This window comes from Allobosea thiooxidans (assembly GCF_900168195.1).
Classification (GTDB): Bacteria; Pseudomonadota; Alphaproteobacteria; order Rhizobiales; family Beijerinckiaceae; genus Allobosea; species Allobosea thiooxidans.
The window spans coordinates 130,023-153,580 of sequence record NZ_FUYX01000005.1 but is presented as its reverse complement, the minus strand read 5'-3'; the positions used below and the strand labels follow the sequence as shown (position 1 = coordinate 153,580).

Genomic DNA, 23,558 nt, shown 5'->3' with positions numbered 1-23,558 from the left:
CTGGAAGCGATGTCAGACGTTCCTGAAGCCACCGAGAGCACCCGCGCCCGCAATCGCCGCGTGGCCGGCGCCGATCCCGACAAACGCCGCCAGATTCTCGACGGGGCTCATCAGGTCTTCACCGCGCGCGGCTTCGACGCCGCCAGCATGAACGATATCGCCGCGGCGGCGGGCGTGTCGAAGGGCACGCTCTACGTCTATTTCCAGGACAAGGAACATCTCTTCGTCGCCCTGATCGAGCGCGAGCGCGAAGCGCAGAAGCGCGGAGCCTTCGAGGCCCTGAACGATGATTCCGATCCCGTCCGGGCGCTCGGCAATTTCGGCCTGTGCCTGGTGCGCATGATCAATGGCGAGTTCGCCGTCAGCGCCCATCGCGTGGTCATCGGCGTGGCCGAGCGCATGCCGGATCTGGGGCGCGGCTTCTACGAGAATGGCCCGATGCTGGGCGCCGGCCTCATCTCCCGCTATCTCGACCGGATGGTGGCCGAGGGCAAGCTCGTGATCGCGGACACCAACCTCGCCGCGGTCCAGTTCATCGATTTGTGCCAGTCCACGCTGACGCGCCCGCGCCTGTTCAACGCGGTCCGCACGCCCCCGAGCGAGGCGGAGATCCGGCATGTCGTCGGCGAGGCGATCGCGATGTTCATGGCGCGCTACGGCGTCAGGCCGCGCGACTGAAGCCTCCCAGCCTCAGCCCAGCACCTGCTTGGCGCGGATGCGCTCGCGATGCGCGGTATAGAGGCCCGACGCCGCGATGATCACCGCGCCGACCAGTGTCCAGAGATCCGGCAGCGCCGCGAACAGCAGGAAGCCGAACAGCGAGGCCCAGAACAGCTGGACGTAGGAGAACGGCGCCAGCAGCGAGGCGCCGGCATAGCGGAACGCCAGGATCACCAGCCAATGGCCCGCGGTCGAAACCGCGCCGATGAACAGGCCGACCCAGGCGATCTCCCAGGTCGGCGTCACCCAGTGCAGCGGCAGCAGCAACGTCATCACCAGCGCGCCGAAGACGGTCGAATAGGTCACGGTCGCGATCGCGTTCTCGCTGCCGCTCATCATACGCGTCACGATCAGGGAAAAGGCCCAGCAGAGCGCCGAGATGGCTGGTAGCAGCGATGCGGGCTGGAAGCCTGCCCCGCCCGGCCTGACCACGATCAACACGCCGATCAGGCCCGCAAGCGTCGCCAGCCAGCGCCGCCAGCCGACGCGCTCGCCGAGCATCGGAATGGACAGCGCGGTGACGAACAGCGGTGCGACGAAGCTCGTCGCCGTCGCATCGGCGATCGGCAACTGCTTCAACGACGAGACGAACAGCATCGACGAGCCGATCACCCCGCAGCCGCGCAGCAGGTGCATGCCGGGCCGCCGCGTCCGGAACAGACCCCAGTCGTTCCTGACGGCGACGATCGCCAGCAGGATCAGCCCGGAGATCGCATAGCGCAGGAAGACGATGTGCAGCGCCGGCACGCTCGTCGCCAGATATTTCGACGCCGCATCGCCGGCAGAAAGGAAGATCGTCGCGAGCAGCATGAGGCCGATGCCGAGCAAACCGTTGTCGCGTCGCAGCGAGGCAGCGGGAGCGGCCGGCCTGGGCTTGGAATCGGGTGGGAGGGGTTGCGGCAAGGACTTGATGGGATTGGTGTTCGCGGCAGCACTCTAGCCGGGTCGGCTAGCACCGCGCTGCGCAAAGAAGGCAAGCTCTCCATGCGCCGGAAGCCCTGCGGGCGAAGCGCCGGAGGCCTCCGACGAAAAAGGCGGGCTCAAAAGCCCGCCTTCATGGAACTGATGACCGAAGCCGGTTCAGGCCGCCTGCTTGCGCGGCTGGATCAGCTTGCGGTTGACCAGCACCTCGGCGATCTGGATCGCGTTGAGGGCCGCGCCCTTGCGCAGATTGTCGGAGACGCACCAGAAGGCGAGGCCGTTCTCGACCGTCGCATCCTCGCGGATGCGCGAGATATAGGTCGCGTCCTCGCCGGCCGCCTCGTGCGGAGTGATGTAGCCACCGGGTTCGTGCTTGTCGATCACGAGGATGCCGGGCGCGGTGCGCAGCACCTCGCGCGCCTCCTCGGCGGTGACTGGCTTCTCGCACTCGATGTTCACCGACTCGGAATGGCCGATGAAGACCGGCACGCGCACGCAGGTCGCGGTCAGCTTGATCTTGGGATCGAGGATCTTCTTGGTCTCCACCACCATCTTCCATTCCTCCTTGGTGAAGCCGTCCTCCATGAAGACGTCGATATGGGGAATGAGGTTGAAGGAGATGCGCTTCGGGAACTTCTTGTTGGTCACCTCCCCGGCCGAGAACACCGCACGGGTCTGGTTGAAGAGCTCGTCCATGCCTTCCTTGCCCGCGCCGGAGACGGACTGGTAGGTCGAGACGACGACGCGCTTGATGCCGAAGCGGTCATGCAGCGGCTTCAGCGCCACGACGAGCTGCGCGGTCGAGCAGTTCGGGTTCGCGATGATGTTCATCTTGGAGAAGCCGGCGGTCGCCGCGGCGTTGACCTCCGGCACGATCAGCGGCACGTCCGGGTGCATGCGCCAAGCCGAGGAATTGTCGATCACGACGGCGCCCTGGGCGCCGATCTTGGGCGACCACTCCTTCGAGACCTCGCCGCCGGCCGACATCAGGCAGATGTCGGTGTCGGAAAAGTCGTAATGCTCGAGCGCCTTCACCTTCAGCGTCCTGTCGCCGAAGGAAACCTCCGTCCCCACCGAACGGGACGAGGCGAGCGCCACGACCTCGCTGACCGGGAAAGCGCGTTCGGCGAGAATGTCCAGCATCTCGCGGCCCACATTGCCGGTAGCGCCGGCCACAGCGACCTTGAAGCTCATGATCTGATCCTTTGCGGATTAAGCGGTTCGGATCTCCCTTTGGGGCCGCCCCGCCCGGTCTGCGGGCAGGTTCGGCGATCTGCCCCCGCCGGGGGGAGATGGACCCGGAACCGAGGCGAAGCGTCAGCGCGACGTACCGGCTTTCCCGGTCGTCGTTTTGGTCGTGAGTTTCGTCGTCGTCAGACGGACAGTCACAGAGCCAATCCCGAAGGGCTGAAAACTTCGCGCGCGGCGCAACCTTGCACCGCACCATGTCAGAACACCCGCGGCGCCGAAAAGTCAATCTCCCCCGCCGTTAACCCTGCTCGTTGACCGCCCGTTCACGCTATCGACCGATCGGTCGCCGGCAGTAACCGGCGGGCGACTCTTCGCCGCCAGCCTGCCGACGGGTGGACGACGAGTGCCGTCGGGGCACGGCGCGGGAGTTACGGGTTGCGGTTGCGTTCGATCGATGCAGTCTCGATGGTGCAGGCGGGGCTCCGGCGGTTCGGCCCCGGCCTCGCGCGGGCGGCCGCCTTCGGCCGGATCATCGGCGCAAGGCTGGCCGCGATCGACCTCGTCCCGTTCCTCATCACATCCGCCGACCGAATCGAGACCGGCGCGCGCTGGTGCATGCGGACCGGCCGCCACCTTCCGGCACGCCTCGGCATCACCGGTGCATTCGCCTGGCGTTGCGCCGCAGCGCTGGCCGGCATCGGCCTGACCGCCGCGCTGGTCACCGGCCTCGCAGCGAAGGACGAGGACCAGCTGCAGCTGGCCAGCCTGACCCTGCCGGCGACGAACGTCACGGAGCAGCCGGGGACGTCCCCGCGCCGGGTACGCACGGCCGCGATGGCCGAGGACTGGGTCGCGATCCCTCGTCCGACGGCGGTGTTCAACTTGGAGGCCCCGGAGCTGGGACGCGAGGCGCCGCTCCTCGAAGCACGCCGCAGCCAGGACGGCGATCGGCGCGAAGACCTGTTGAGCTTCGGCAGCTTCGCGGAACCGAAACCGCACCTTGCTCTACGCCTGGCGACCGGGGAAGGCGCGGCTGCCGGCGCCCGCTCCTTCATGGTCGCCCTGGCCACCGAGGCTGCCTTGCGCGGCCTCGCCGTCGAGCGCAGCAGCGCGCCCGCCCCGATCGAAACCCGTTTCGGCCCGCTGGAAACGGCCGACATCGTTCTTGCCGCAGGAGCGGAGAGCCGTGCCTGCGTGGCGTTCCGCACGCCGCCCGGCGAAGCCCGTTTCGCCATGAGCGGCTGGTGGTGCGCCGCGCCGCGGCCGGGCGACCGCCGGCAGCTGAGCTGCCTGATCGACCGGCTGGACCTCGCCGGCGGCGCCGATCAGGAGCTGCGCGGCCTCTTCGCCCGCAGCGAGCTCAAGCGCCAGGCCGGCTGCGCGCCGTCACGTCCCTCCAGGACATCATCGCTCGACATGGACGCCAGCGCGCCTGCCCTGAGGATGAAGACGGCAGGCACCGAGCCCGCGCGCATCGCGGCCGAGTTGCCCAAGCCCCGCCCCAGGCCGGCTCGCCGCCAGCCCTGAGGTCGGTGCGAACCAACCCATGCGGAACACGCATCCAGCGGCCGAATCGACTCGGGCGGATCGAATCGGCTCTAACAAAGTTGTTAACGACAGGGTGCTAGTCTTTTCGCCGGTTTTAGGATGCCTACATCAAGTGGAGCGTCCACTCCCCGGAGATCGCCGCCATGATGTCGTTCAAGCGTGTTGCCACCGTCCTCACCATCGCTCTGGCGGCGTCGACCGTCATGGCCACGATCGCCGAAGCGCAGAATCGCCGCGGCCCGTTGCGCGTCATCATCCAGAAGCGCAGCTATCTCGATCCCGGCAATGTCGTGCCGGTCGGCTCGCTGAACCGCTACGCCAGCCAGCACATGTCGGCGACACCGATCTACGCCAACACCGGCGAATTCTACGGCGAAGGCACCCTGCCCGGCCGCATCGGCGCCGGCACCAATCCCTTCGCCAACACCTTCGCGACGCCGCGCTTCTGAGCCAGAGCAACACCGTCATGCTCGGGCTTGCCCCGAGCATCTCCTGACCAGAGCCCTCTGGTTTCCAGGATGGTCGGGTAAAGCCCAACCATGACGTCGCTATCTCAGGGCAGCGCCTTGAGATAGCGCACCGGCCGGCCGGGCGAGGCGGCGTTGGCGGCGTGGACGATCGCGTTCGCGTCGATGCCGAAATGCCGGTAGAGATCCGCGACCGTGCCGGTCTGGCCGAAATGCTCGACGCCGAGCGCCTTCTGCTTGTGGCCATGCACGCTGCCGAGCCAGGCCAGCGTCGCCGGATGCCCGTCCAGCACCGAGACGATCCCGCAATCGCGCGAGAGAGCGCCAAGCAGCCGCTCGATATGGCTCGTTGCGGCGTGGTTGCCGCGCTGGCGCGCCCGCTCCGCCGCCTGCCAGCCGGCATTGAGCCGGTCGGCCGAGGTGATGGCGAGCAGGCCGACATCGCGGCGGTCCTCGGACAACAATCCGACGGCCTCGATCGCCTCGGGCGCGACGGCCCCCGTATAGGCCACGACCACAGAGGCGTTCGGCCCCGGCTTCCGGAGCCAATAGGCGCCGTCGATGATCTCGCGCTCCAGTTCCGGCGTCATCGTCCGGCTCGGCTGCTCGACCTGCCGCGTCGAAAGACGCAGATAGACCGAGCCGCCGGTCTCGTCGCGCAGCCAGGTGCGCTCGTCGGGGTCGCCCTCGCCGTCGCGCTGCAGATAGTCGAAGGACCAGCGCATCATCACCGCGAGCTCGTCGACGAAACCCGGCTCGAAGGCACAGAGACCGTCCTGGCTCATGCCGATCAGCGGCGTCGCGATCGACTGATGCGCCCCGCCTTCCGGCGCCAGCGTCACGCCCGACGGCGTCGCCACCACCATGAAGCGGGCATCCTGATAGCAGGCATAGTTCAGCGCATCGAGGCCGCGCGAGATGAAGGGATCGTAGAGCGTGCCGATCGGGATCAGCCGCTCGCCGAAGATCGAGTGCGACAGACCGAGCGCCGAGAGGTTGATGAACAGGTTCATCTCGGCGATGCCGAGTTCGATATGCTGCCCCTGCGGCGAGAACTCCCATTTCTGCATCGAGGGAATGCGCTCGTCCTTGAAGGTGTCGGCCATCGAGGCACGCGCGAACAGGCCGCGCCGGTTCACCCAGGGACCGAGATTGGTCGAGACGGTGACGTCCGGCGCCGTCGTCACGATGCGGTCGGCCAGCGGACCACCGGCCTTGGCCAGCTCGTCCAGCACCTTGCCGAAGCCCATCTGCGTCGACATCGTCGCCTGGATGCCGGCCGGCAGCGTTTCCGGAACCGGCAACTTGGCGGCGCTGAGGCGCCGGCGCCCTTCCGAGAAGAACGGCACCTTGTCGAGGAAGCCGCGGAGCTCGCTCTCGGGCAGGCCGAGCCCCTCGAACAGGTCCCACTCATGGCCCGGCCGGATGTCGTTGGCCTTGCGGAAGCCGTCGAGCTGCTCCTTGGTCATCAGCCCGGCATGATTGTCCTTGTGCCCGGCGAGCGGCAGGCCGAAGCCCTTCACCGTATAGGCGAGGAAGCAGACCGGCCGGTCGTGGTCGATGCTCTCGAAGGCCTCGAGCAGCGACGGCAGGTCGTGGCCGCCGAGATTGCACATCAGCTTCGAGAGCTCGGCGTCCGAGCGCTTCTCGATCAGCTTCGTCACCGGGCCCTGGTCGCCGAGATCGTCCATCAGGCGCTTGCGCCAGGCAGCGCCGCCCTGGAAGGTCAGCGCCGAATAGAGCTGGTTCGGGCAGGAATCGATCCAGGCCTTCAGCCGCTCGCCGCCCTTTTCCTTGAACGCCGCCTGCTGCAGCGAGCCGTATTTCAGCGTCACGACATCCCAGCCGAAATTGCGGAACATCGTCTCGAAGCGGTCGTAGAGTCCCTCGCGGATGACCGCATCGAGCGACTGGCGGTTGTAGTCGATCACCCACCAGGTGTTGCGGACGCCGTGCTTCCAGCCCTCCATCAGGGCCTCGAAGATATTGCCCTCGTCGAGCTCGGCGTCGCCGATCAGCGAGACCATGCGGCCTTCCGGACGATCCTTCGCCCAGCCATGCGCCTTCACATAGTCCTGCGTCAGCGAGGAGAAGAGCGTCTGCGCGACGCCCAGGCCCACCGAGCCGGTCGAGAAGTCGACATCGTCGATGTCCTTGGTGCGGGAAGGATAGCTCTGCGCGCCCTTGTAGCCGCGGAAATTCTCAAGCTTCTCGCGCGTCTGCAGCCCCATCAGATAGTTGATGGCGTGGAAGATCGGCGAGGCGTGGGGCTTCACCGCCACCCGGTCCTGCGGCTTCAGCGCCGCCATGTAGAGGGCGGTCACGATCGTGGCGAGCGAGGCGGAGGAAGCCTGATGTCCGCCGACCTTCATGCCGTCCTCGTTCGGCCGGATGTGGTTGGCGTTATGGATCGTCCACGAGGCGAGCCAGAGGATCTTCCTCTCCAGCTCGGCGAGAAACGGCAGGCGCGGATCTTGTGTCATCGTTTTGGCCCGAACTCCCAGTACTTCCGATCATGCACGGAAGCACTGGCAGAACGAGCCAAATTTCTGTGTCCCGCCGAGCCACTTTAGCGAGTTTCACTACTGCGTCCCGCCACGCCAGCGGAAATCGCCAAAACAGGCGGCCGCAGCCCGGGCGGGATTGCCGGCTATTTGTCGATCTGCGCGATGCGCTCGAAGGCGGCGGCGAAGCCGTTCAGCGACACGTTGAAGGAAACCGCCTCGTTGTTCGACAGGTTGAGCGCCGCCACCGTCAGCGCCTTGCCCGTCTTCAAGGCGTCGGTCGCGACCGTCGGGAAGGAGACCGGCAGCAGGCAACCCTGCGCCAGGCAGGTCGAGAAGCGCAGCCCCTGCCCAAGGTCCTTGTCGTCGAGGCGCAGCACGGCGCCGTTCTCCAGCTTCATGCCGAACGGCATCAGGATCGTGCCCTCGGTGCGCCCGTCCTTCGGCGAGCGCAGCTCGATGGCGAAGACACGCTGTCCGGTCTGGCTGTTGCCCTGCGACTGGATCAGGACGCAAAGCCGCTGGCCGTTGTTGATCCGGCAATCGACCGTCCAGTCCCCATAGGTCTCGTTGATCGCGCTGGCGCCGTTGGGCAGTGTCGCATTCTGAGCCGCAGGCTGGCCGACGCTCGGAGCGGCCTGGTTTTGCGCGATCGGCTGGGTCGGCTTCGCCGCCGGCTTGGCAGCCGGGCGGGAAACCGGGCGTTGCTGGGGCGCGGCAGGCGCTTCCTGCGCCATCAGCGCGGGCGCGGCGGCAAGGGCCCCGGCCACGAGGGCAAGGACAGCGAAAGAGACATTGCGGAAATGATGGCGAGGCATGGCGCTATGGTCTGGTGAAGATATCACCAGCGATATTGCAGAAAGCTCAATCGAGAGAAAGGGTGAAACCACCGATTTCTGCCCTTAATCTCACAACGAGCTCAGTCAATCGAACAAAGACTTAAACCGGAATGAATGAAATCAGGCACACCTCGTGCCTTCCACGACTCGCCTCGACAATCGTCGGGCCTCAACTTCGGCACAGCGCCCCGTGAATCTCCTGCGGATGGCGCGCGCGGCGGATCGCCTCGCGGACCTCCTGTCGCTGCAGGCGCCGGGCGACGCAGGCGAGCGCGTTGAGATGCTGCCCCTGCCCGCCTTCGGGGGTCAGGATCAGGCAGACGATATCGACCGGTTCGCCATCGACGGCGTCGAACGGGACCGGCCTCGCCAGGCAGGCCACCAGCCCGAAAGGTGCGGAGAAGCCGGCGATCGGCGCATGCGGCATGGCGATGCCACCGCCGATCCCGGTCGAGCCCAGTGCTTCCCGGCGCTTCAGCGCAGCCGCGATGATGTCGCTCGCCACGCCCGTGGCGGAAGCCGCATGCCGGGCGAGGAGATCGAGGCATTGTTCCTTCGACGCCGCCTTGAGCCCGGTCAGCACGGAGCCGGGCCCGATCAGTTCGGAGATGTCCATCGTTCTCAGTCGCTCTCGCGCAGCCTGTAGCCGACGCCCGGCTCGGTGGTGATGTAGAAGGGCTGCTCGGGGGTCGGCTCGATCTTCTGGCGCAGCTGCCGGATGTAGACGCGCAGATACTGCACATCCTCGTTGCCACCCCAGACCTCCTTCAGCAGGTGCCGGTGCGTAAGCACCTTGCCGGCGTGCTGCACCAGGGCGCGCAGGATGTCGTATTCCTTGGGCGACAGCTTCACCTCGGCACCGCCGACCTGCACGATGCGGCGGACGAGATCGACCGAAAGCGCGCCGGTGCGGAAGACCGGCTTCTCGCCCTGTTGCTGCAGCTTGTGGCGCAGCGCGACGCGCAGCCGCGCGGCGAGCTCCCGCATCCCGAACGGCTTGGTGACGTAGTCGTCCGCGCCGGCCTCCAGCGCCTGGACGATGCCGGTCTCGTCGGTGCGGCTCGACAGGATGACGACCGGCAGCGTGCGCCCTTCGCTGCGCCACAGGCGCAGCAGCTCCTGCCCGGTCATGTCGGGGAGACCAAGATCGAGCAGCACGAGGTCGGGCTCCTCCGCCTCGATCCGGGCGATCGCGTCCTTCGCATTGCCGGCCTCGCTGATCGTGTAGCCCTCGGTCCCGAGCCCGACGCGCAGCAGCTTGCGGATCGGCGGTTCGTCGTCGACGACGAGCACACGGACGGCCATCGTGGTCATGGCAATACCTTCATCTGGCGGGCCTCGGCCGGGATCGGCATGCGGATCGTGAACACCGCGCCCTGCCGGCCGTCGCGATTGGCGGCGGTGATCGTGCCGCCCATCGCCTCGACGAAACCGCGGCAGATCGCGAGGCCGAGCCCGGTGCCGGCGCGGACCTGATCGCCCTTCCCGACCCGGTAGAAGCTGTCGAAGATCCGTTCGAGATCGGCCGGAGGCAGGCCGGGCCCTTCGTCGAGGATGTCCAGGACCACGATATCGCCTGCCGCACGGGCATGGACGCCGATCGCCGTCCCTGCCGGGGCGTATTTCGCGGCGTTGTCGACGAGGTTGAACAGCACCTGGTCGAACAGCACCGGATCCAGCCGCAGCATCGGCAGGTTGGGCTCCAGCGACAGCTCTATCGCGTGGCCGCGGGTGATGCCTTCGGCGCGCCGCAACGCCGCGCCGACGACGTCGCCGACATCGAGCAGGGCATAGTTGGGCTCCATCGCGCCGGCCTCGATCCGCGTCATGTCGAGCAGGTTGGCGATGAAGCGGTTGAGCCGTTCCGATTCCTCGACGACCGTTCCCAGCAGCTCGGAACGATCCGCTTCGGGGATCGCCTTGCCATAGTCGCGCAGCGTTCCGGCCGCGCCCATGATGCCGGCCAGCGGCGTCTTGAGATCATGCGAGATCGAGGTCAGCAGCGCCGAGCGCAGCCGGTCCGCCTCGGCGGCGAGCTTCGCCTTGTCGACATCGGCGGCGAGCTGGACGCGCTCGATCGCGATCGCCGCCTGGTCGGCCAGCGCATCGAACAGGCGCTGCTGCTCGGGCGTCAGCAGCGCGCCCGGTCGGTCGGAATCGAGCCCGATAACGCCGATGGCGCCCCGCCCAGTCCGCAACGGCAGATAGAATCGCTTCGCGCCCGGCAGCGTGTCGGCGCCGCGCCCGGCCGGGCGGTCATGCTCCCAGGCCCAATGCGCCGCGGCGATATCGGCCTCGTCGAGCGTATCGTCGGGCGGATAGCCGGCCTGGACCGCGATGCGCCCGTCCTCCGGCAGCAGGATGACGACGCGCACGCGCAGCATCGCCGCGATCTGGTAGGCGCTCGCCCAGAGCACGTCGTCGAGCGTGCCGGTCCCGGCGAGCTTGCGCGAGAACAGGTAGAGATCCTCGGTCGTCCGCGCCCGCTGGCGCGCCGCCGCCGCCTGCCGTTGCACGCGGGCGGTGAGGTTGCTGGCGATGAGAGCGACCACCAGGAAGAAGACGAAGGCGAGCACGCTCTCCGGGTCGCCGATGACGAGCGTGTAGAGCGGCGGCAGGAAGAAGAAATTGAAGGCCAGCGCACCGATCACCGAGGTGAACAGCGCCGGCCACAAGCCTGCCGTCACGGCGGAGGCAAGCACCGCCATGAGGAAGACGAGCGCGATGTTGCGCACGTCGAGGAACAGATGCAGCAGCATGCCGATGCCGACCGCCACGGCGACGAAGGCCAGGCCTGCGAGATAGTCCCCTGGCTCGAAGCGCTGCCCGCCACCGCCGGCGCGCCCTTCGCCGGAGCCGGCTTCCTGGGCCGGAATCACATGGATGCTGATGTCGCCGGCGTCGCGGATCAGCGCCTGCGCCACCGAGCCGAAGAGCAGCTCGCGCCAGCGCGCGGCGCCCGACGCGCCGATGACGATATGGCTGACATTCTTGGCGGCCGCATAGCGCAGGACCTCTTCCGGCACGCTTTCGCCCGGCAGGATCACCGCCTCGCCACCGAGCTGTTCAGCGAGCCGCATGGCCGCTGAGAGCCGGTCCTTCTCCGCTTCCGAAGGCCGCGCGCGACCCGGCGCCTCGATATGCAGCGCCGTCCAGGAAGCTCTCAACTTTTCGGCGAGGCGGCGCGCATGGCGCACCAGCGAGGCTGCGCGCGGGCTGCCGTCGATGCAGACGATCAGCCGGTCGCCGGCGGCCCATGGCCCGGAGATCGCATGGGCCTGCATATGGCTGAGCAATTGATCGTCGACGCGCTGCGCCGTGCGCCGCAATGCGAGCTCGCGCAGCGCGGTGAGGTTGCCGGGCGAAAAATAGTTGGAGACGGCGCGCTTGGCCGTCTCCGGCAGATAGACCTTGCCCTCGTTCAGCCGCTTGATCAGGTCCTCGGGCGTGAGGTCGATGATCTCGATCGCGTCGGCCCGGTCGATGACGGAATCGGGCACCGTCTCGCGGACGCGGATGCGGGTGATCTGGGCGACGACGTCGTTCAGGCTCTCGACATGCTGGATGTTGAGCGTGGTGTAGACGTCGATGCCGCGCTCGATCAGCTCCAGCACATCGAGATAGCGCTTGGGATGGCGGCTGCCCGGCGCGTTGGTATGGGCGAGCTCATCGACCAGGACGAGCTGCGGCCGCCGTGCCAGCACCGCGTCGAGGTCCATCTCCTCGACGCTCTGGCCGCGATAGGCGACCTGCGCCCGCGGCACCGTCTCGTAACCTTCGATCAGCGCCTGCGTTTCGCGCCTGCCATGCGTCTCGACGACGCCGATGACGACGTCGACGCCTTCGGCCCGGCGTGCCCGGCCGGCGAGCAGCATCTCGTAGGTCTTGCCGACGCCGGGCGCGGCGCCGAGGAAGATCTTCAGCCGGCCGCGCGTCTCGCCGCGGACCTGCTCCAGCAGCGCATCCGGCGACGGCCTTGGCGGCTCGGTGCGAAGCTCGTCCGGCATGGCGGGAGATCGGTCCTCAACGGCACGACGGCGGGATCGCTCCGGCCGTCGCGCTCTTCTTAGCGTTATTTCGCGGTCGCCGCATCGAGCGCGAGGTTGAGCTTCAGCACATTGACGACGGGCTCACCGAGGATGCCGAACTGGCGCTCCTCGACATGGCCCGCAACCAGGCTGCGCAGGTCGGCCTCGCCGAGGCCGCGCGCCTTGGCGACGCGCGGCACCTGGAAATAGGCTGCCTCCGGCGAGACATGGGGGTCGAGCCCGCTGCCCGAGGCGGTGACCAGGTCCATCGGCACGGCGGCCTGCGGATTCTCCGCCTTCAGCGCCGTCACCTCGGCCTTGATGCGCTCGATCAGCTTCGGATTGGTCGGGCCGAGATTGGAGCCGCCGGAGCTGGCGGCGTTGTAGCCGTCGCCGGCGGCCGAGGGCCGGCCGTGGAAATAGCGTGCCTCGGTGAAGGCCTGGCCGATCAGCTCGGAGCCGATCACCTTGCCATCCTTCTCGATCAGGCTGCCGGCCGCCTGGCGCGGGAACAGCGCCTGGGCGACCCCGGTCATCGCCAGCGGATAGGCGAGGCCGGTGATGGCGGTGAGCGCGACGATCATCACGATCGCGGGGCGAATTTGCTTCAGCATGGCTGGAAATCCTTCAGATCAGGCCGACGGCCGTGACGGCCATATCGATCGCCTTGATGCCGATGAACGGGACGATGATGCCGCCGAGGCCATAGACAAGCAGGTTGCGCGAGAGCAGCGCGCCGGCACCGACCGGCCGATATTTCACGCCGCGCAGCGCGAGCGGGATCAGCGCGACGATGATCAGCGCGTTGAAGATGATGGCGGAGAGGATCGCGCTCTGTGGCGTGGCGAGCTGCATGAAGTTCAGCCCGCCGAGCTGCGGATAGAAGGCGATGAACATCGCCGGGATGATCGCGAAATACTTCGCGATGTCGTTGGCGATCGAGAAGGTCGTCAGCGCGCCGCGCGTCATCAGGAGCTGCTTGCCGATCTCGACGATCTCGATGAGCTTGGTCGGATCGCTGTCGAGATCGACCATGTTGCCGGCCTCGCGCGCCGCCACCGTGCCTGTGTTCATGGCGACGCCGACATCGGCCTGGGCGAGCGCCGGGGCGTCGTTGGTGCCATCGCCGCACATCGCGACGAGCTTGCCCTTGCCCTGCTCCTCGCGGATCAGCGCGAGCTTGTTCTCGGGCGTGGCCTGGGCGAGGAAGTCGTCGACGCCGGCCTCGGCCGCAATGGCGGCGGCGGTCATCGGATTGTCGCCGGTGATCATCACCGTGCGGATGCCCATCCGGCGCAGCTCCGCGAAGCGCTCGCGGATGCCACCCTTGACGATGTCCTTGAGCTGGATGACGCCGAGCAGCTTGCCGTCGCGCGCCACGGCGAGCGGCGTGCCGCCGGCCTTGGCGATCTCCTCGGCGATGCCCTGCACCTCGCGCGCCGCTTCGGCCTCGCCGCCGCTGGCGCGGACATGGGCGAGCACCGCATCGACCGCGCCCTTGCGGATGCTGGAGCCGTCATGATCGACGCCGCTCATCCGGCTCTGCGCGGTGAAGGGTACGAAATGGGCGTTGAGCCCGACGAGGTCGCGCGCCCGGATGCCGTGCTGCTCCTTGGCGAGCACGACGATCGAGCGGCCTTCCGGCGTCTCGTCGGCGAGCGAGGCGAGCTGGGCTGCATCGGCGAGATCGTGCTCGCTGACGCCGCGGACCGGCTTGAAGGCCGTCGCCTGGCGGTTGCCGAGCGTGATCGTGCCGGTCTTGTCGAGCAGCAGCGTGTCGACGTCGCCGGCGGCCTCGACGGCACGGCCGGACATGGCGAGCACGTTGAAGCGCACGAGACGGTCCATGCCGGCGATGCCGATGGCTGAAAGCAACGCGCCGATCGTGGTCGGGATCAGCGTCACGAACAGCGCGACGAGGACGATGACCGGGATCGCACCGCCAGCATAGCTGGCGAAGCTCGGGATCGTCGCCGTCGCCAGCACGAAGATCAGCGTCATGCCGGCGAGCAGGATGTTGAGCGCGATCTCGTTGGGCGTCTTCTGCCGCTCGGCGCCCTCGACCAGCGCGATCATGCGGTCGATGAAGGTCGAGCCCGCCGTCGCGGTGATGCGCACCCGGATCCAGTCCGACAGCACCTGCGTGCCGCCGGTGACGGCCGAGCGGTCGCCGCCGGATTCGCGGATCACCGGTGCGGATTCGCCCGTGATCGCCGCCTCGTTGACCGAGGCGATGCCTTCGATCACCTCGCCGTCGGAGGGGATGATGTCGCCGGCCTCGACCAGCACGACGTCATTGAGCTTCAGGCTCGGACCGGGCACCAGCGTGTAGCTGCTGCGATCGGCGCCGTTGAGCAGCTTCGCCTGTGTTTCCGCACGGGTCTTGCGCAGCGAATCCGCCTGCGCCTTGCCTCGCCCTTCGGCGACCGCTTCGGCGAAATTGGCGAACAGCACGGTGAACCAGAGCCAGAGCACGATCTGGAAGGAGAAGCCGAGATGGGCGGCCCCGGCGAGCCAGTCGCGCAGCAGCAGGATCGTGGTCAGCGCCGTGACGACGGCGACGACGAACATCACCGGGTTCCTGGCGAGACTGCGCGGATCGAGCTTGCGGAAGGCGCCATCGAGCGCCGGGACGAGGATGCGGGCATCGAGGATGCTGCCGGATCTTGGATGACTCATGACGAAGGCTCCGTCGGGCCTGCGCGGGACCCCTTGGGGGTCAGACCGCGGCAAGCAGGAAAGAAAGGGCGTGGAAGACGATGGCGATCAGCAGGACCGCGATCGTCGCTCCGCAGATGAGGGTGGAAGGGCGAGGTCCGGTTTGGCTGCGCATGGCCTTGGCTCTCAGAAGCTCTGGCCGGCCAGCATCGCGAGATGCTCGACGATCGGGCCGAGCGCGAGCGCCGGGAAGAAGGTCAGGCCGCCGACGATGAGGATCACGCCGATCAGCAGGCCGATGAAGAGCGGGCCATGCGTGGGGAAGGTGCCGGCCGATTCCGGCACCACCTTCTTGGCCGCGACCGAACCGGCCAGCGCCAGCGCCGGGATGATGACCAGGAAGCGCCCCATCAGCATGGCGAGGCCGAGCGTCAGATTGTACCAGACCGTGTTGCCGGAGAGCCCGCCGAAGGCCGAGCCGTTATTCGCCGTTGCCGATGTGTAGGCATAGAGCACCTCGGAGAAACCGTGCGGGCCGGGATTGGCGATCGAGGCCACGGCATCGGGCAGCACGACGGCGACGGCGGTGAAGCCGAGCATGGAAAGCGGCAGGCAGAGCACGGCGAGCATCGCCATCTTGACCTCCTTCGCCTCGATCTTCTTGCCGAGATATTCAGGCGTGCGCCCGACCATCAGGCCGGCGACGAAGACCGCAATGACGACGAAGAGGATGATGCCGTAGAAGCCGGCGCCGACGCCGCCGATGATGATCTCACCGAGCATCATGTTGATCAGCGGGATCAGCCCGCCGAGCGGCATCAGGCTGTCATGCATGGCGTTGACCGCACCGCAGGATGCCGCCGTCGTGACCACCGCGAACAGCGCCGAGAGCGTGGTGCCGAAGCGCGCCTCCTTGCCTTCCAGGTTGCCGCCCTGCAGGCCGAGCGCCTGGACGAGCGGATTGCCAGTGGCTTCCGCCCAGTAGCAGACGGCGACGCCGGCGACGAACAGCAGGCCCATCGCCGTGAAGATCGCCCAGCCCTGTTTCTCGTTGCCGACCATGCGGCCGAAGACATTGGTCAGGGCGGCGCCGATCGCGAAGATCGCGACCATGTGGATCAGGTTGGTGAGCGCCGTCGGGTTCTCGAAGGGATGCGCCGCATTGGCGTTGAAGAAGCCGCCGCCATTGGTACCGAGATGCTTGATCATCATCTGCGAGGCGACAGGGCCCTGCGCGATCGTCTGCTGCACGCCTTCGAGCGTCGTCGCCACCGTGTAGGAGCCGAGGTTCTGCGGCACGCCCTGCCAGACGAGGACGAGCGTCCCGATCACGCAGATCGGCAGCAGGACGTAGAGGGCCGAACGGACGAGATCGGCCCAGAAATTGCCGAGCGTGCGGGCCGAGCGGCGCGCGAAGGCGCGGATCACCGCGACCGCGATGGCGATACCCGTCGCCGCCGAAACGAAGTTCTGCACCGCCAGCCCCGCCATCTGGGTGAGGTAGGACATGGTGCTTTCGCCGCCATAGTTCTGCCAGTTGGTGTTGGCGACGAAGCTCGCCGCCGTATTGAAGGCGAGGTCCGCCGGCACCGCGCCCATACCGGCCGGGTTGAAGGGCAGGATGCCCTGCAGCCGCTGCAGCGCATAGAGGGCGAGGAAGCCCGCGAGGTTGAACAGCAGCATCGCGGCGACATAGGCCGTCCAGTGCTGCTCCTCCTTCTCATGAGTGCCGGCGGCGCCATAGAGCAGGCGCTCGACCGGGTGCAGCACCGGCGAAAGCAAGGTCCGCTCGCCCGCGAAGACGCGCGTCATGTAGCCGCCGAGCGGCCTCGCCAGGGCAACGATGATCCCGCAGAAGAGCAGGATCTGGATCCATCCGTTGAGGGTCATGGATGTGGTTCCGAATCTGAGGAGCCGCCGCCGTCAGAACCGCTCGGGGCGGATCAGCGCGTAGGCGAGGTAGGCGAGCAGGAACAGCGTCACCGCTCCGCCGAGGACGAAATCCAGAAACATGCCGGCCTCCCCTAGAGCGCGTCGCAGGCGGCGACATAGGCGAAGGAGAGCCCGAAGAAGACGAGCCCGATGGCGAGTACGATGGTGTCCATCACCGAAAACCCCGATGGTCGAGGCTGCCGGTCTCTTGTCCGGCAGCGAGCACCGCTCCCAGAGGATGGGACCGGTGGTTCGGGGCGAATATCGCGCCGCCGCCATAGCCATTCGAGACGAGGCCGGGGGAGAGGAAATAAAGAACTTATAGGAATTTTACCGATGCCGGCGCCGATCGATGCCACGCTCCGCAGGGACACCCGCCCTGCCGAAAACGCAGGCAAACCCCATCACCGCACGGCTTGTGGCCCGCCCTCGCACCATGCCAGAACCGGGCGCGAATGCGGGGGATGAGCCCCTGCGGGAGGAGCTTCCAATGAGCAACAGCAAGGATGTCTGGCGTCTGGTCGAGGACAAGGCCCCGGCCTATTTCGCGCTGTCCGACCGCATCTGGCACATGCCCGAGCTGAACTATCAGGAGGTCCGCTCGGCGGCCGAGCACGGCGCCATGCTGGAGCGCGAGGGTTTTCGCGTCACCACCGGCGTCGCCGGCCTGCCCACCGCCGTGATCGGCGAAGCGGGCGAGGACGGCCCGGTCATCGCCATCATGGGCGAATACGACGCACTGCCGGGCTTGAGCCAGGAGGCCGGCAATGCGACCGAAACCCCGATCGAGAAGGGCGGCAACGGCCATGGCTGCGGCCACAACATGCTCGGCTCGGCCTCGCTGCTCGCCGCCGCCGCGGTGAAGGACTATCTCGCCGCCAACGGCCTCAAGGGTCGCGTGCGCTATTATGGCTGCCCGGCGGAGGAAGGCGGCTCGGCCAAGGGCTTCATGGTCCGGGCCGGCGCCTTCGACGATGTCGACATCGCACTGTGCTGGCACCCGGCCTCGTTCAACGGCGTCAACCGCCCCTTCTCGCTCGCCTGCGTCGAGATCGAATACACCTTTAGCGGCCGCGCCTCGCACGCCGCCGCCGCGCCGCATCTCGGCCGTTCGGCACTCGACGCGGTCGAGCTGATGCATATCGGCGTCAACTACATGCGCGAGCACATGCCTTCGACGGCGCGCGTCCACTACGCCATCATCAACGCCGGCGGCATCGCCCCCAACGTCGTCCAGGCCACGGCGACGACGCGCCAGCTGATCCGCGCCGCCACGCTCGGCGAGATGTGGGAGCTGGTCGCCCGCGTGAAGAAGATCGCCGAGGGCGCCGCGCTGATGAGCGAGACCACCGTCTCGATCAGGCAGCTCTCGGGCGACGCCAACCTGATCGGCAACCGGCCGCTCGAGGAAGCCATGCAGGCCAATCTCGAGGCGCTCGGCGGCCCCGGCTTCGACGCCGCCGACCGTGCTTTCGCCGCCAGGTTCCAGAAGACGCTGAGCGCCGCGGACATCGCTGCGTCCTATGCCCGCATCGGCATGCAGCCGAAGGAAGGCGAGACGCTGAGCGACACGATCTATCCGCTCGGCGCCGGCAACGACACCTCAGTCGGCTCGACCGATGTCGGTACTGTGAGCTGGATCGTTCCGACCGTGCAGTGCCGCACCGCCTGCTACGCCATCGGCACGCCCGGCCATTCCTGGCAGCTCGTGGCGCAGGGTCTCGCCCCCGCGGCGCATAAGGGCCTGGCGCTCGCCGCCAAGGCCATGGCCGGCGTCGCCGCCGACGTGCTGAACGATCCCGCTCTGCTCAAGGCGGCGAAGGACGAGTTCGCGGCGTTCCGTGCCAAGAACCCCTTCGCCAACCCGATCACCGACGATGTCGAGCCGCCGCTCGACATGGCGGCGCACTGAGCCGCAGGGTCGGACGCGTCATCGCCTCATGACCGATCGGGCTAACCGCCTGGTCGGCGAGCGATTGCGGCCGGGCTTCAGCCCTGCTGCGAAGGGGTAAGGTCGCCGGGCAGCGCCGGGCGCGTCGCCATGAACTCGGCAACGGCCGCCGCAGCGAGATCGGAAATCGAATCGGTCCCGCGCGACATCAATTGCAGGATAATGCGCCCGAGACGGTCCCGCGCTTCGGCCTCCAGCTCCGTATCCGTGCGTGCGTCATAGTCCAACGCGGCCCAGGCTCTGGCCTGGGCGGCTTCCGCGACGAGCAGCTCCTGCGAGTTCAGGACACCGGGAAAACGGAAATTCGGGGTAGGCATCATCGATTCGAACATGGTTGCGCCACGGATATAGGGAGGGCGTCCTTCCCGGCAAGGCGGGCGGAATTGCGGCCATGACCTGCGCAACTGCGGCGATTGCGTCACCGGCTCTTGCCTGCGATGACCTGCGCCGGCCAGATTTCGGCCCCGTGCTTGCCGATCCGAGGACCGATCCGATGTCCCTTCCCGCCTCCGCCCGCATCGACATCGAACGCTTCTGGGCGACGATCGAACGCTCCGCCGAAATCGGCACCGGCCGGCCCGGCGGCCTCTCGCGCCTGGCGCTCAGCGATTCAGACAAGGAGATGCGGGACGTCTTCGTCGGCTGGTGCCGCGAGGCCGGCCTGTCCGTGCGGATCGACGCGATCGGCAACATCTTTGCCCGCCGGCCCGGCCTCGACGACAGCCTGCCGCCGGTAGTGATGGGCAGCCATCTCGACACCCAGGTCAATGGTGGCCGCTTCGACGGCATCGCCGGCGTGCTCGGCGGCCTCGAGGTCATCCGCGCGCTCGATGCCGCCGGCCACCGCACGCGCCGCCCGTTGGAGCTGGTCAACTGGACGAACGAGGAAGGCAGCCGCTTCTCGCCGCCCATGGTCGGCTCGGGCTGCTTCACCGGCGTCTACACGCTCGACTGGGCGCGCGAGCGCCGCGACGATGACGGCAAGTCGATGGGCGAGGAGCTGGATCGCATCGGCTATACCGGCGAGACCCAAACCGCACCGCCCCCGCTCGATTCCTATTTCGAGTTCCACATCGAGCAGGGCCCGATCCTCGACCGCGAGGGCTTCCAGGTCGGCGTCGTCACCGGCGGCTTCGCCAGCACCGGCATGATCGTCGAATTCCGCGGCGAGACCGCCCATACCGGCCCCTGGCCGATGGAGAAGCGCCGCAACGCGCTCGCCGCCGGCGCGCGCCTGCTCACCGCCGTGGACGATCTCGGCTGGGAATTCGCCGGCAGCGGCGGCAAGGCGACGGCCGCCCGCCTCGTCGCCTGGCCGAACAAGGCCGGCATCATCTCGGACTGGGCACAGGTGACCTGCGACGTCCGCCATGCCGACCCGGAAGCCGGCGCCGTCATGGCCGAGCGCATGCTGCGCGCCGCCCATGAGGCCGGCGCCCGCGCCAATTGCGAGGTCGCGATCCTCGACAGCTGGCGCTGGGGCGGCAAGGTCTTCGCCGAGGAGATGATCGGTCTCGTCCGCGAGACCGCGCTCGGCCGGGGTTACAGCACGCGCGACATCCTCAGCCAGGCCGGACACGACGCCTATTTCCTCGCCCGGCACACACCGTCGGCGATGATCTTCGCCCCCTGCAAGAACGGCATCACGCACAACAACAACGAATTGTGCACGCGCGAGGATCTTGCACCCGGCCTCGACGTGCTGCTGCGGGCCGTGGTGGCGCGGGCCGACCGCTGACGAGCGTCGGGCCGCAAAAATAAACAATCAGTCCAAATTGGACTGATTGTCCAAATTTCACTTGACCCGCCTGCCGCCCGGCCGCACAGATCGGGCGACTGCCTGCCGCCCGCGCGGCGGGGATCGACGCCGCATCGCCGGAGGCTCTCGTGAAGTTCGACATTTTCCAGATGGAGCGGAACCAGACGCTCTTCGAGAACGACGTCGAGATCAACCTGACCGAAAGCGGCGTGCATCCCTGGTCGATCGAGGATATCCTTGGCGAAGAGGCCGCGTGCGACCTGCTGAAGCAGCCGCTCGGTTATGGCTGGACCGACGGCCGGCCGAGCTTACGCGCCAACATCGCCTCCTGGTATCCCGGCGCGACCGCAGCCAACGTGCTCGTCACCAACGGCTCCTCGGAGGCGACGATGATCGCGCTGATGGCGCTGTTCGAGCCCGGCGACTCACTGGTCTTCGCCCTGCCGAACTTCATGCAGATCGATGGCCTCGGTCGCGCGCTCGGCTTCGACATCCGCCGGCTCGAATTGTCGGGCGACACCGACTGGCAGATCGATCCCGCGCATCTCGCGAAAGTCGCAGCCGGCGCCAAGGCGATCGCCGTGACCAACCCGGCCAACCCGACCGGCAGCGTGCTCTCGGCCGCCAGCCGCGCCGCCCTCGTCGAAGCCGCGAAGCGCAATGACGCCTGGCTGATGGTCGACGAAATCTATCGCGGCGGCGAGATCGACGGCGCCGAGACCGAGACGCTCTGGGGCAGTTATCCCAAGGTCGTCGTCACTTCCAGCCTGTCGAAATCCTTCGCTTGCCCCGGCCTGCGTCTCGGCTGGGTCGTCGCGCCGGCGGAGGTCGTAGCGAGCGCCGCCGAGCGGCAGGACTACACCACGATCGGCAGCGGCATCCTCAGCCAGATCCTCGCGGAGGAGGTGATGCGCCCGGAAACGCGCGGCCGCCTGCTTGCGCGCGGGCGGGATTTGCTGCGCAGCAATGCCGATCTCGTGGCGCAATGGATGGCGCAGCATAACGACTGGTCGTGGCGCCGCCCGCAGGCCGGCGGCATGGCCTTCCTGCGCTATCCGCTCGACATGCCCTCGGAGGTCTTCTCGCAGAAGCTGCGCGAGGAGGAGAGCGTCTTCGTCGTCGCCGGCAGCTGGTTCGGCATCGAGAACCACATCCGCATCGGCATCGGTGTGCCGACCGAGGTGCTGCGCGACGGGCTGGCGCGGATGGACCGCTTCCTGGCGCGGCACAAGAGCTGACGGCAGCTTTCGCCGTCATTCCCGGGCGCCCCATAGGGCCGAGCCCGGCCCCCATGAAGAAGACGCTTGCCGTCATGGTCGGGCTTGTCCCGACCACCCACGCCTTCCCTTATCGAGGGCGGAGTTCAAGACGTGGATGCTCGCCACAAGGGCGAGCATGACGAACTGGAATCGCCCCGTGTTAGTGGGTTCCGGGCTCAGGCCTTCGGCCTGCCCCGGAATGACCCGGCTACTGACGCCCGACCCCGTCCAGCACCACCCGCGCGATCGCGATGTCCTGCACCGCGATCCCGGTGAGGTCGGCGATGGTGATGTCATCGTCCGAACGGCGCGCCGGCACGTCGCCGGCCAGCACGGCGCCCAACTCGACGCAATCGCCCGCATCGATCAGCCCGACGGCGGCGGCCGCGGCGAACTCGCCATGATCGAGGCTCTGTTCCAGCGAATCCGCGATCCGCGTATCGGCGAGCGCCACCAGCGCGCTGTCCAGTTCCTGCTTGCCCGGGGCATCGGCCCCGAGCGCGGTGATGTGCGTGCCCGGCCTGATCCAGTCGCCGTGGATGATCGGCACGGCGGCAGGCGTCACCGTGATCAGCGCTTCAGACTGCGCGCAGAGCGCCTCCAGCTCCACCACCGACTCGATGGCGATGCCTTCCCCTTCGAGATCGCGCCGCAGCGCCTCCAGCTTCTCCGGCGAGCGCGCCCAGACCGCGAAGCAAGGCTCCCGTTCGCGCAACAGATGTGCGGCGGCGCGGATCTGGAAACGCGCCTGCGTACCGGCGCCGACGATCCCGATCCGGCGCGCATCGGCCCGCATCCCGGCCCGCGTCGCGATGGCGCCGGCCAGCGCGGTCCGGAGATCGGTCAGCCAGCCCTCGTCGCGCAGGATCGCGACGACCGCCCCGGTCTCCGCCGAAAGCGCGATCATCATCCCGCTCGTCGTCGGCAAACCCTTGGCGGGATTGTCGTAGAACCCGGTCGCGATCTTCACGACGAAGATCGGATCGCCGGCGATATGGCCGAACTTGATATGGCAATCGCCGTTATGGGCGGGAAAGCCGAGATAGCCGACCGGCGGCATCTGCACCTGGCCGGCGGCAGCCGCCTTGAACCCCTCCTCCAGCGCGATGAAGGCCCGGTCGAGATCGACGGCGGCCTCGATCTCCGCACGCGACAGGTCAAGCATCCGGGGTCTCGTTGGCCTGGTTGAGGTAGTTATAGACGGTCGCGCGGGCGAGCCCGAGGATGCGCGAGATATAGGCGGCGGCATTGCGCCCGCCGAAGGCGCCGTTCGCGGCAAGATCCGCCACCAATTCGCGCTTCTCTGCGCGGCTGAGGCTGGTCACAGCGAGCCCGCGGCTTTGCGTCCATTGCTGCACGAACTCGTTGATGCGCTCGTGCCAGTCTTCCTTGAACAGAGCCTGCGGCTTCTCGACACCGGCCGGCACGGTTGCAAGAGCTGAAAGCGTCTGCATCAGCGCATGGAACTGCGAGACGTCGACATTGATGCAGAGCACGCCGATCGCCTTGGCTCCCGCCGACAGCACGATGCTGATCGATTTCAGCCGCCGCCCGTCCCAGTTCACCTTCTCATAGGGGCCGATGATCGTCTCGTTCGGGTCGAAGCCGATCTCATCGAGCAGGGAGGGCTCGCCGAGCACGCGCTGCGAGAAATTCCCGGCGATATGCACGACGCTCTGCGAGCCGAGATCGTGCAGCACGACCTCGGCATGCGGCCGGAACAGCAGCGCCACCGCATCGCAGACCGGCAGGTAGGGAGCGAGTTCCGGCGTCATGCCCGC

20 protein-coding genes are annotated in these 23,558 nt (G+C 67.7%); 6 read left to right on the top strand and 14 right to left on the bottom strand.

Going from position 1 to position 23,558, the window contains the following annotated elements; genetic code table 11:
- The first annotated feature begins 9 nt into the window (after positions 1 to 9).
- Positions 10 to 678 carry a TetR/AcrR family transcriptional regulator gene (locus B5Y19_RS11200; RefSeq protein WP_055729573.1) on the top strand — a complete coding sequence of 223 codons (669 nt, stop codon included), beginning with the start codon at positions 10 to 12 and terminating at the stop codon, positions 676 to 678.
- Between the two features lie 12 nt (positions 679 to 690).
- Here B5Y19_RS11200 and B5Y19_RS11195 read toward each other — a convergent pair whose 3' ends face one another.
- Positions 691 to 1,548: a DMT family transporter gene (locus B5Y19_RS11195; protein WP_280174382.1), complete on the bottom strand. Its 858-nt coding sequence runs from the start codon at positions 1,546 to 1,548 to the stop codon at positions 691 to 693.
- A 252-nt stretch (positions 1,549 to 1,800) separates the two neighbouring features.
- On the bottom strand, positions 1,801 to 2,835 hold the full coding sequence (locus tag B5Y19_RS11190) for an aspartate-semialdehyde dehydrogenase (protein WP_055729575.1): 1,035 nt from the start codon (positions 2,833 to 2,835) through the stop codon (positions 1,801 to 1,803).
- A gap of 432 nt (positions 2,836 to 3,267) precedes the next feature.
- Between B5Y19_RS11190 and B5Y19_RS11185 the strand changes: the two genes are divergently transcribed.
- Both B5Y19_RS11185 and B5Y19_RS11180 read left to right on the top strand, forming a co-directional pair.
- Complete coding sequence (locus tag B5Y19_RS11185) at positions 3,268 to 4,359, top strand: hypothetical protein (protein ID WP_139384359.1); 1,092 nt, start codon at positions 3,268 to 3,270, stop codon at positions 4,357 to 4,359.
- 164 nt (positions 4,360 to 4,523) lie between these two features.
- Positions 4,524 to 4,829, top strand: a complete 306-nt coding sequence (locus B5Y19_RS11180) for a hypothetical protein (RefSeq protein ID WP_055729577.1) — start codon at positions 4,524 to 4,526, stop codon at positions 4,827 to 4,829.
- A 104-nt stretch (positions 4,830 to 4,933) separates the two neighbouring features.
- Here the strand turns inward: B5Y19_RS11180 and B5Y19_RS11175 are convergent, their stop codons facing one another.
- From B5Y19_RS11175 to kdpF, 9 genes are all read right to left on the bottom strand, one after another.
- A complete protein-coding gene (locus B5Y19_RS11175) occupies positions 4,934 to 7,330 on the bottom strand; it encodes a thiamine pyrophosphate-binding protein (protein ID WP_055729578.1) in 2,397 nt (798 codons plus the stop codon).
- 167 nt (positions 7,331 to 7,497) lie between these two features.
- Positions 7,498 to 8,169 carry an invasion associated locus B family protein gene (locus B5Y19_RS11170; RefSeq protein ID WP_055729579.1) on the bottom strand — a complete coding sequence of 224 codons (672 nt, stop codon included), beginning with the start codon at positions 8,167 to 8,169 and terminating at the stop codon, positions 7,498 to 7,500.
- Between the two features lie 190 nt (positions 8,170 to 8,359).
- Positions 8,360 to 8,806 carry a PTS sugar transporter subunit IIA gene (locus B5Y19_RS11165; RefSeq protein ID WP_055729580.1) on the bottom strand — a complete coding sequence of 149 codons (447 nt, stop codon included), beginning with the start codon at positions 8,804 to 8,806 and terminating at the stop codon, positions 8,360 to 8,362.
- Positions 8,807 to 8,811: 5 nt separating this feature from the next.
- Entirely contained in the window at positions 8,812 to 9,504 is a 693-nt protein-coding gene (locus B5Y19_RS11160; RefSeq protein ID WP_055729581.1) for a response regulator transcription factor, read from the bottom strand.
- The gene (locus tag B5Y19_RS11155; RefSeq protein WP_079591483.1) at positions 9,501 to 12,197 is read right to left on the bottom strand and encodes a DUF4118 domain-containing protein; all 2,697 of its coding nucleotides are present in this window, start codon (positions 12,195 to 12,197) and stop codon (positions 9,501 to 9,503) included. The genes B5Y19_RS11160 and B5Y19_RS11155 overlap by 4 nt, the downstream gene beginning before the upstream one ends.
- A 65-nt stretch (positions 12,198 to 12,262) precedes the next feature.
- Complete coding sequence (gene kdpC / locus B5Y19_RS11150) at positions 12,263 to 12,832, bottom strand: potassium-transporting ATPase subunit KdpC (RefSeq protein WP_055729583.1); 570 nt, start codon at positions 12,830 to 12,832, stop codon at positions 12,263 to 12,265.
- A gap of 13 nt (positions 12,833 to 12,845) precedes the next feature.
- Entirely contained in the window at positions 12,846 to 14,897 is a 2,052-nt protein-coding gene (gene kdpB / locus B5Y19_RS11145) for a potassium-transporting ATPase subunit KdpB (RefSeq protein WP_079591482.1), read from the bottom strand.
- Positions 14,898 to 15,062: 165 nt separating this feature from the next.
- A complete protein-coding gene (gene kdpA / locus B5Y19_RS11140) occupies positions 15,063 to 16,766 on the bottom strand; it encodes a potassium-transporting ATPase subunit KdpA (protein ID WP_055729585.1) in 1,704 nt (567 codons plus the stop codon).
- Between the two features lie 33 nt (positions 16,767 to 16,799).
- A complete protein-coding gene (kdpF, locus tag B5Y19_RS11135; RefSeq protein ID WP_055729586.1) occupies positions 16,800 to 16,889 on the bottom strand; it encodes a K(+)-transporting ATPase subunit F in 90 nt (29 codons plus the stop codon).
- A 409-nt stretch (positions 16,890 to 17,298) separates the two neighbouring features.
- Between kdpF and B5Y19_RS11130 the strand changes: the two genes are divergently transcribed.
- Positions 17,299 to 18,720 (top strand): amidohydrolase, encoded by a 1,422-nt coding sequence (locus B5Y19_RS11130; RefSeq protein ID WP_055729587.1) that lies wholly within the window; start codon positions 17,299 to 17,301, stop codon positions 18,718 to 18,720.
- Between the two features lie 77 nt (positions 18,721 to 18,797).
- On the opposite strand, the gene B5Y19_RS11125 is transcribed toward B5Y19_RS11130, so the two are convergent.
- The gene (locus B5Y19_RS11125) at positions 18,798 to 19,181 is read right to left on the bottom strand and encodes a hypothetical protein (RefSeq protein ID WP_139384357.1); all 384 of its coding nucleotides are present in this window, start codon (positions 19,179 to 19,181) and stop codon (positions 18,798 to 18,800) included.
- 71 nt (positions 19,182 to 19,252) lie between these two features.
- Between B5Y19_RS11125 and B5Y19_RS11120 the strand changes: the two genes are divergently transcribed.
- Together B5Y19_RS11120 and B5Y19_RS11115 are read left to right on the top strand one after the other, a co-directional pair.
- Complete coding sequence (locus B5Y19_RS11120; protein ID WP_055729589.1) at positions 19,253 to 20,497, top strand: Zn-dependent hydrolase; 1,245 nt, start codon at positions 19,253 to 19,255, stop codon at positions 20,495 to 20,497.
- A gap of 149 nt (positions 20,498 to 20,646) precedes the next feature.
- Positions 20,647 to 21,756 carry an aminotransferase class I/II-fold pyridoxal phosphate-dependent enzyme gene (locus B5Y19_RS11115; RefSeq protein WP_055729590.1) on the top strand — a complete coding sequence of 370 codons (1,110 nt, stop codon included), beginning with the start codon at positions 20,647 to 20,649 and terminating at the stop codon, positions 21,754 to 21,756.
- Between the two features lie 229 nt (positions 21,757 to 21,985).
- On the opposite strand, the gene B5Y19_RS11110 is transcribed toward B5Y19_RS11115, so the two are convergent.
- Both B5Y19_RS11110 and B5Y19_RS11105 read right to left on the bottom strand, forming a co-directional pair.
- Positions 21,986 to 22,942: a Rossmann-fold NAD(P)-binding domain-containing protein gene (locus tag B5Y19_RS11110; RefSeq protein ID WP_055729591.1), complete on the bottom strand. Its 957-nt coding sequence runs from the start codon at positions 22,940 to 22,942 to the stop codon at positions 21,986 to 21,988.
- On the bottom strand, positions 22,935 to 23,552 hold the full coding sequence (locus tag B5Y19_RS11105) for a helix-turn-helix transcriptional regulator (protein WP_055729592.1): 618 nt from the start codon (positions 23,550 to 23,552) through the stop codon (positions 22,935 to 22,937). The genes B5Y19_RS11110 and B5Y19_RS11105 overlap by 8 nt, the downstream gene beginning before the upstream one ends.
- Between the last annotated feature and the right edge of the window lie 6 nt (positions 23,553 to 23,558).

Coding starts and splice junctions, on each gene's coding strand:
- B5Y19_RS11200 (WP_055729573.1), top strand. CDS start 10: ATGTCAGACGTTCCTGAAGCCACCGAGAGCACCCGCGCCCGCAATCGC.
- B5Y19_RS11190 (WP_055729575.1), bottom strand. CDS start 2,835: ATGAGCTTCAAGGTCGCTGTGGCCGGCGCTACCGGCAATGTGGGCCGC.
- B5Y19_RS11180 (WP_055729577.1), top strand. CDS start 4,524: ATGATGTCGTTCAAGCGTGTTGCCACCGTCCTCACCATCGCTCTGGCG.
- B5Y19_RS11175 (WP_055729578.1), bottom strand. CDS start 7,330: ATGACACAAGATCCGCGCCTGCCGTTTCTCGCCGAGCTGGAGAGGAAG.
- B5Y19_RS11170 (WP_055729579.1), bottom strand. CDS start 8,169: ATGCCTCGCCATCATTTCCGCAATGTCTCTTTCGCTGTCCTTGCCCTC.
- B5Y19_RS11165 (WP_055729580.1), bottom strand. CDS start 8,806: ATGGACATCTCCGAACTGATCGGGCCCGGCTCCGTGCTGACCGGGCTC.
- B5Y19_RS11160 (WP_055729581.1), bottom strand. CDS start 9,504: ATGACCACGATGGCCGTCCGTGTGCTCGTCGTCGACGACGAACCGCCG.
- B5Y19_RS11155 (WP_079591483.1), bottom strand. CDS start 12,197: ATGCCGGACGAGCTTCGCACCGAGCCGCCAAGGCCGTCGCCGGATGCG.
- kdpC (WP_055729583.1), bottom strand. CDS start 12,832: ATGCTGAAGCAAATTCGCCCCGCGATCGTGATGATCGTCGCGCTCACC.
- kdpB (WP_079591482.1), bottom strand. CDS start 14,897: ATGAGTCATCCAAGATCCGGCAGCATCCTCGATGCCCGCATCCTCGTC.
- kdpA (WP_055729585.1), bottom strand. CDS start 16,766: ATGACCCTCAACGGATGGATCCAGATCCTGCTCTTCTGCGGGATCATC.
- kdpF (WP_055729586.1), bottom strand. CDS start 16,889: ATGTTTCTGGATTTCGTCCTCGGCGGAGCGGTGACGCTGTTCCTGCTC.
- B5Y19_RS11130 (WP_055729587.1), top strand. CDS start 17,299: ATGAGCAACAGCAAGGATGTCTGGCGTCTGGTCGAGGACAAGGCCCCG.
- B5Y19_RS11120 (WP_055729589.1), top strand. CDS start 19,253: ATGTCCCTTCCCGCCTCCGCCCGCATCGACATCGAACGCTTCTGGGCG.
- B5Y19_RS11110 (WP_055729591.1), bottom strand. CDS start 22,942: ATGCTTGACCTGTCGCGTGCGGAGATCGAGGCCGCCGTCGATCTCGAC.
- B5Y19_RS11105 (WP_055729592.1), bottom strand. CDS start 23,552: ATGACGCCGGAACTCGCTCCCTACCTGCCGGTCTGCGATGCGGTGGCG.